The organism is Methylobacterium cerastii, from assembly GCF_022179125.1.
Classification (GTDB): domain Bacteria; phylum Pseudomonadota; class Alphaproteobacteria; order Rhizobiales; family Beijerinckiaceae; genus Methylobacterium; species Methylobacterium cerastii.
This window is the reverse complement of the sequence record NZ_BPQG01000025.1, coordinates 109,706-115,911: the sequence shown is the minus strand read 5'-3', so window position 1 is coordinate 115,911 and position 6,206 is coordinate 109,706. Positions and strand designations below refer to the sequence as shown.

3 protein-coding genes are annotated in these 6,206 nt (G+C 69.6%); 2 read left to right on the top strand and 1 reads right to left on the bottom strand.

The window, feature by feature from the left end; genetic code table 11:
- Positions 1-20: 20 nt before the first annotated feature.
- Positions 21-2,567 (bottom strand): glycogen/starch/alpha-glucan phosphorylase, encoded by a 2,547-nt coding sequence (locus MFF13_RS09115; protein ID WP_187278797.1) that lies wholly within the window; start codon positions 2,565-2,567, stop codon positions 21-23.
- A gap of 322 nt (positions 2,568-2,889) precedes the next feature.
- On the opposite strand from MFF13_RS09115, the gene MFF13_RS09110 reads away from it, so the two are divergent.
- Positions 2,890-4,476: an alpha-amylase family glycosyl hydrolase gene (locus MFF13_RS09110; protein WP_238271977.1), complete on the top strand. Its 1,587-nt coding sequence runs from the start codon at positions 2,890-2,892 to the stop codon at positions 4,474-4,476.
- A gap of 175 nt (positions 4,477-4,651) precedes the next feature.
- Entirely contained in the window at positions 4,652-6,187 is a 1,536-nt protein-coding gene (gene glgA, locus MFF13_RS09105; protein WP_147764090.1) for a glycogen synthase GlgA, read from the top strand.
- Positions 6,188-6,206: the final 19 nt, after the last annotated feature.

The following is a 6,206-nucleotide window of genomic DNA, read 5'->3' as shown; positions in this document are numbered from 1 at the left end:
GAGCGTTATGAAACGGGGTCTTAGACCTGCACCCGCCAGATCTCCTCGGCGTATTCCCGCATCGAGCGGTCGGAGGAGAACCACGCCATCCGCGCGGTGTTGCGGATCGCCATGGCCCACCAGCGGGCCTGGTCCTTCCAGGCGGCGTCGATCTGGCGCTGGGCCCGCCAGTAATCGTCGAAGTCGACGGTGAGCAGGTACTGGTCGCGGTGGCGCAGGTCGTCGGTCAGCGGCCGGAAGCGGTTCGGCTCGTCGGGCGAGAACCGGCCCGAGGCGATCATGTCGAGGGCGGCGCCCAGGCGCGGAGAGGCCTGGATCGCCTTTTGGGCGTAGTTGGTCTCGGTGATGCGCGCCTGCACGCCGGCGGCGTCGAGGCCGAAGATGAAGATGTTGTCCGCGCCGACGTGGTCGCGGATCTCGATGTTGGCGCCGTCGAGCGTGCCGACGGTGAGCGCGCCGTTCAGCGCAAGCTTCATGTTGCCGGTGCCCGACGCCTCCATGCCGGCGGTGGAGATCTGCTCGGACAGGTCGGCGGCCGGGATGATCGCCTCGGCGAGGCTCACCGAGTAGTTCGGCAGGAACACCACCTTCAGCCGGTCGGCGACCTCGGGGTCGTCGTTGACGGCCTTGGCGACGTCCAACGCCAGCTTGATGATCAGCTTGGCCTGGCTGTAGCTCGGCGCCGCCTTGCCGCCGAAGATCTTGACGCGGGGCGTCCAATCCTTGTGCGGCTCGGCCTTGATCGCCTGGTAGAGCGCCACCGTCTCGATGACGTTGAGCAGCTGGCGCTTGTATTCGTGGATGCGCTTGATCTGCACGTCGAACAGGGCCGAAGGGTCGACCTCGATCCCGGTGCGCTCGGCAATGATTTCGGCGAGCGCCTGCTTGCGGCTGAAGCGGGCCGCCGCGTAACGCTTCACGAAGGCCGGATCCTCGGCGAAGGCATCGAGGCCGCGCAGCAGGCCCGGGTCGTCGAGGACGCCGGATCCGACGGCCTCGACCGCGAGCCGGGTCAGGCCGGGGTTGGCGTTGTGGAGCCAGCGGCGGAAGGTGATGCCGTTGGTCTTGTTGACGATCTTGTCGCCGTCGAGGGCGTGCAGGTCGCGGAACACCGTCGAGCGCATCAGGTCGGTGTGGAGCGCGGAGACGCCGTTCACCCGGCGGGCGCCGTGGAAGGCGAGGTGCCCCATCCGCACGCGACGCCCCTGCGATTCGTCGATCAGCGAGACCGAGGCGAGGTGGGCGGCGAAGTTCGTCTCGCCCTGCCGGCCGTGGCGGCCCTGCTCTTCGAGGTGCATCCAGTTGATCAGGTAGATGATCTGCATGTGGCGCGGCAGCAGCCGTTCCATCAGCTCCACCGGCCAGGTCTCGAGGGCTTCCGGAAGCAGGGTGTGGTTGGTGTAGTGCAGCGTGTTGGTGGTGACGTGCCAAGCGTCCTCCCACTGCAGGCCGTGATCCTCCAGCAGGATGCGCATCAGCTCCGGTACCGCGATCGCCGGGTGCGTGTCGTTGAGCTGGATCGCGGCGTGGTCGTGCAGCGAGCGGACGTCGCCGCGCTCGGCCACGTGCCGCCGGACGAGGTCCTGCAGCGAGGCGGAGGTGAAGAAGTATTCCTGGCGCAGGCGCAGCTCCTGGCCGGCGGTGGAGGAATCGCTCGGATACAGCACCCGCGAGATCGCCTCGGCCCGCATCCGGGCGGAGACCGCGCCGACGTGGTCGCCGCCGTTAAACTGCGCCAGCTCCACCGGCGCCTCACTCTCGGCCTTCCAGAGCCGCAGCGTGTTGACGGTCTTGCCCTTCCAGCCGACCACCGGCACGTCGTGCGCCACGGCCAGCACGGTCTCGGCGGGATACCAGTGCCGGCGGATCACGCCGTCCGACACCGCGGCCATGGTGACGTGGCCGCCGAAGCCGATCGTGTAGGTCGCGTCCGGCCGCGCGAACTCCCACGGGTTGCCTTCCGCGAGCCAGGTCTCGGGCGCCTCGCGCTGCCAGCCGTCCTCGAAGGTCTGCCGGAACAGGCCGTGATCGTAGCGGATGCCGTAGCCCATCGCCGGGATGCCGATGCTCGCCATGCTCTCCATGAAGCAGGCGGCCAGCCGCCCGAGGCCGCCGTTGCCGAGCGCCGCGTCGGGCTCCGCGCCCTCCACGGTGCCGAGGTCGACGCCGAGGCTCTGCAACGCGGCGCGGGTGGTCTCGACGAGGCCGAGGTTGTTCATCGCATCGGACAGAAGCCGACCGATCAGGAATTCGAGGGAGAGGTAGTAGACGCGCTTGTTCGGCACCGACGCGTCCGTCGCCTGGCAGGCGTCGACGATCCGGTCGCGCAGCGCAAGCGCGGTGGCGGCGAACCAGTCGCGCTCGCGCGCCGTCTCGGGGGTCTTGCCGATGGCGTAGGCGAGCTTGCCGCGGATCGCCTCGCGAAGGTCGGCGACGGCGTCGCCGGAGGCGGGCTGAGCCGGCTTGTCCCAGACGGCGGGCTCGCGGAACGTCGCATGGGTCGTCCGCTCCGGTGCATCGGACCGGTCTTCACCGGGTGCGGGTGCCAGAATAGCGTCTTTCAGCACGTGCAATCCCCCATCGTCCGCGCCAGCGCGTCTTCGCGTCTCGAGCGCCACTAGCGTCCTTCGGCGGTTCTCGACCTCGCCACCTGAGGATCGACGATCCTGCGGTCGCTCACCGATCTTGTCGAGGCGTCGCCGGGGCCCGACCACGTCGGCGGCGGCGATCTCGTCCGCCTTTGTGTCCTTTCAGACACAAGCACCGTCGCACCCAAACCCGACAGGACTTTGTCACGCCGGTGTTGAACTCCGGGTGAACCCTGGCCCCATCGCGCCCTGCCTGCGGAGCCGCTAAAGCCGGAGCCTGTCAACTTCGGGGATATCGTCCATGGCCGACACCGTCTGGTGGAAGCGCGGCACCGTCTACCAAGTCTACCCGCGCTCGTTCCAGGACACGGACGGCGACGGGATCGGCGACCTGCGCGGGATCACGGCGCGGCTCGAACACCTCGCCTGGCTCGGGGTCGACGCGGTCTGGATCTCGCCGATCTATCCCTCGCCGATGGCCGATTATGGCTACGACGTGGCGGATTACTGTGGAATCGACCCGCTCTTCGGCACGCTGGCAGACTTCGACGACCTCGTTGCAGAAGCCCGCCGGCGGCGACTGAAGGTGATTCTCGACTTCGTGCCGAATCACAGCGCGATCACGCATCCGTGGTTTGCCGAAAGCCGCGCCTCGCGAACGAACCCGCGGCGGGACTGGTACATCTGGCGCGATCCGGCGCCGGATGGCGGCCCGCCCAACAACTGGATCAGCAACTTCGGCGGCCCGGCCTGGACGCTCGATCCGGCGACCGGGCAATTCTACTACCACGCCTTCCTGAGCGAGCAGCCCGACCTGAACTGGCGCAACCCGGAGGTCCGCGCCGCCATGCACGACGCCCTGCGGTTCTGGCTCGACCGCGGCGTCGACGGGTTCCGCGTCGACGTGATCTGGCACCTGATGAAGGACGCCGGATTTCGCGACAACCCGGAGAACCCGGACTTCTCGCCCGAGCAGGCGGAGATCAACCGCTTCGCCCAGGTCTACTCGGCCGACCGCCCGGAGGTCCTGGACGTCATCGCCGAGATGCGCGCGGTGCTGCGCCCCTACGGCGAGCGGGTGCTGATCGGCGAGATCTACCTGCCGATGGAGCGGCTGATGGCCTATTACGGCCCTGATCTGAGCGGCGCCGACATGCCGTTCAACTTCCAGTTGATCCAGACGCCGTGGACCGCCGAGGCGGTGTCCGACCTCGTCGAGAACTACGAGGCGGCCCTGCCCGAGGGCGGCTGGCCGAACTGGGTACTCGGCAACCACGACCAGCCGCGCATCGCCGCCCGCGTCGGACCGGATCAGGCGCGGATCGCGGCGATGCTGCTGCTGACGCTGCGCGGCACGCCGACGCTGTACTACGGCGACGAGATCGGGCTCGCCCACGTGCCGATCCCGCCCGACCGGGTCCGCGACCCGTGGGAGCGCAACGAGCCCGGCCACGGCCGCGACCCCGAGCGGACGCCGATGCAGTGGGACGGCGAGACCCATGCCGGCTTTTCCACCGCAGAGCCCTGGCTGCCGCTCTCGCCGGATGCGGCGACCCGGAACGTCGACGCCCTGCGCGACGACCCGACCTCGATCCTCACGCTGTATCGGCGGCTCCTCGCCCTACGCCGCGAGCACGCGGCACTGTCGGTGGGCGCCTATCGCGGCGTCGCGGCCAGCGCCGCGGACGTGTTCGCCTACGAGCGCTTTTCCGCGGACGGCGTGTTCCGCATCCTGCTCAATTTCGGCGAGGCGGCGCACGCCCTCGACCTGAAGGGCGACGAAACCTGGACGGTGGTGCTGTCGACCCGGGGCCATCGCGGCGGGGAGCGCACCGCTGCAACGGTCGAACTCGGGCCGAACGAGGGGCTGATCCTGCGCAGGATCTAGGCGCGCGACCGCTTATGCCGCAGTGCAATGCGATGAACCGCCCATTAACGGTCTGATGGCCTAGATTGTGCGTCGCAGCGGAAACCGGCGGGGCACGAGGGCGTTGGCAATGTCGAGATCGGTTGCGGATGAAGCGGTGCGCCAGGACCGTTCCGCACGGCGCGGAATCCCCTTGATGGTCGAGCCCCAAGCGTTCCATTCCGCTTCTGCGAACGCCCTCCGGCCGATCCCGACGCCGTCGAACGCCCTGCCCGACCTTCGCACCGCACTGCAGCCCCGCATCCTCTACGCCACGCCGGAGATGGCCGACTTCGTCAAGACCGGCGGTCTCGGCGAGGTGGCCGGCGCGCTGCCGCGAGCGCTGCGCAAGCAGTACGACGTCCGCGTCCTGATCCCCGGCTACCGGCAGGTGGTGGAGGCGTTCCCGTCCATGCCCGTGGTGGCGCGGCTCGACGGCTTCGCCGGCGTCCCGCCCTGCGATCTCGGCCTCGTCGAGACCGGCGACGGCCTTCGCATCTACGTCCTGCTCAGCCCCGACCTGTACGAGCGCGACGGCACGCCCTACGGCAACGCCGACGGCGACTTCTCCGACAACGACCTGCGCTTCGCGCGGCTGAGCCTCGCGGCCGCAGAGATCGCGCAGGGTGCCGACCCCGCCTGGGCCGCCGACCTGCTCCACCTCAACGACTGGCAATCGGCGCTGGCCCCGGCCTACCTCGCCTGGCGCCGCATCCGCGTGCCGAGCGTGCTGACGATCCATAACCTCGCCTACCAGGGCTTGTTTCCGCGTGAGACCATGGCCCGCCTCGGCATGCCCGAGGACGCCTTCGACATGAACGGCGTCGAGTTCTACGGGCAGCTCTCGTTCCTGAAGGCGGGCCTGTACTACGCCACCCACGTCACCACGGTGAGCGAGACCTACGCCCGCGAGATCCTGACGCCGGATTCCGGCTGCGGCCTCGACGGCCTGCTGCGGACGCGGGCGGCGCAAGGCCGGCTCGCCGGCATCCTCAACGGCATCGACGAGAGCTGGGACCCGCGCACCGACCCGCACCTCGCCACCCGCTTCGAGGCCGACGACTGGAAGGGCAAGCGCGCCAACGCCGAATCGGTGCGGCGCCAGTTCGGGCTTGCGGTCTCGCGCGGGCCGCTCTTCGCCATCGTCTCGCGCCTCGTGCACCAGAAGGGCATCGACCTCTCGATCCAGGCTGCGGAGACCATCGTCGCCGAGGGCGGCCAGCTCGTGGCCATCGGCCAAGGCGAGGCCCGGTTCGAGGACGCGCTGCGCGGCCTCGCCCGACGCCACCCGGATTCGGTCGGCGTCCACGTCGGGTTCGAGGAGCGGGACGCCCGCCGGATGTTCGCCGGCAGCGACTTCCTGCTGATGCCGTCGCGCTTCGAGCCCTGCGGCCTTGCGCAGATGTACGCCCAGCGCTTCGGCTCGCTGCCGATCGTGCGACGCACCGGGGGCCTCGCCGACACGGTCGAGGACGGCGTCACCGGCTTCACCTTCGCCGACCCGTCGCCGCGGGGCTTCACCGGCGCCGTGCGCCGGGCGCTCGACACCTTCGCCCAGAAGAAGCGGCTCAACGCCATGCGCCGGACGGCGATGTCGCGCACCTTCGGCTGGGACGAGGCCGCCGCCAACTACGGCGACCTCTACGGCCGCGCATTCGGCAACGGCGCCGCCCTGCGCTGGCGCGCCGCCTGAGGCACAACGTCACGAGGTC